The sequence below is a fragment of the Tardiphaga sp. genome (assembly GCF_041424195.1).
In the GTDB taxonomy this organism is placed as follows: domain Bacteria; phylum Pseudomonadota; class Alphaproteobacteria; order Rhizobiales; family Xanthobacteraceae; genus Tardiphaga.
In genome coordinates this window covers 1-1,240 of the sequence record NZ_JBGMOE010000141.1, presented here as the reverse complement: position 1 = coordinate 1,240, position 1,240 = coordinate 1, and the positions used below count along the sequence as shown (strand labels likewise).

The following is a 1,240-nucleotide window of genomic DNA, read 5'->3' as shown; positions in this document are numbered from 1 at the left end:
GCCAACTACTTCAAATCATGCGGCTATGAACCGGAATGAATGGAAACCGCTCTAGATTAAAAGTTTTTCATGTTTGTGCTGAGGTATTTCGTTCACCTCGCGCCAGACAGCCGATGCGCTATCGGGAGATGTGAACTACCGACCATAACGCAGCGGCGGGTGGCTTCCGCCCTGACCGACCGAAAATCCACGCCAACTTAGGCAACGCCAACCTTCCGAAGACATTTGGAGTAGGGGAACTTCAATCGCTCAGGATCGCAGTTCCTAATCCGTCATCGAAACGGGCACTGTCCGGCAGAGCATGATCCCTTCGATACGACGACGCCATCTTCATTAGGCAAGGGATCAGACTCTCGCCCGCGTATCGTTTAGTGAAGGAGAACCGACATGACGATGAGCTCCCCCTATCCTTGGCTTGACACCGTCCTGATCGCCTGGTTCGCGCTGACAGCGCTATCCGTGGCCTACGTCGCCTGGGACGCGTTTACCCGCAATCCCGAACTCCGCGTCATGAAATGGGGCTGGGTCCTCGTCACACTGTACGGCGGCCCGGTCATGGCGGCCGCCTACGTCCTCTCATGCCAGGCACCGAAAGGCGAACAACATGAGGCCTTCGTTCAGCCGCTATGGAAGCAGGCGTTCGGATCCGCCATCCACTGCATGGCCGGCGACGCCACAGGCGTAATCGTCGCAGCAGCCGTTACCACTGCGCTGGGCCTGCCCATGTGGCTCGACGTGACGGCCGAATATCTATTCGGATTTGCTTTCGGCTTGCTGATTTTCCAGGCGCTGTTCATGCGCGACATGCTCGGCGGCTCTTATTCGCGCGCGCTGCGCGCCTCGTTCGTCCCCGAATGGCTGTCGATGAACGTGTTCATGGCGGGAATGATTCCGGTGATGGTGGTTCTGATGAGCCGCGACATGGCCGCAATGCATGCTGGTTCGCTGCGCTTTTGGGGCGTGATGTCGCTTGCGACGCTGGTTGGCTTTGCAGTCGCCTATCCCCTCAATCTCTGGCTCGTCGGCGTGGGACTAAAGCACGGCATGGGTACGGAACGTGTCCTCGGCCATGGCGGCCACTCCGTCCAACCCGAACATCCCGCGCCTGCGACGGGAGCACATGATGACTCGGCTATGGCCGACATGACGATGCCCGCAAAAGCAACGCTCGCCCAGATCCTTGCAATGACTGTGATAACCTGCTGCGGCCTGATGGTCTGACCCATGCTACGATTGACCG

1 protein-coding gene is annotated in these 1,240 nt (G+C 58.7%); it reads left to right on the top strand.

Annotated elements, in window-relative coordinates; genetic code table 11:
• Positions 1-387 precede the first annotated feature (387 nt).
• Complete coding sequence (locus tag ACEK02_RS18595) at positions 388-1,221, top strand: DUF4396 domain-containing protein (RefSeq protein WP_371423051.1); 834 nt, start codon at positions 388-390, stop codon at positions 1,219-1,221.
• Positions 1,222-1,240 lie beyond the last annotated feature (19 nt).

Bases quoted from the DNA above. Each gene is read 5' to 3' on its own strand.
- ACEK02_RS18595 (WP_371423051.1), top strand. From the start codon at position 388: ATGACGATGAGCTCCCCCTATCCTTGGCTTGACACCGTCCTGATCGCC.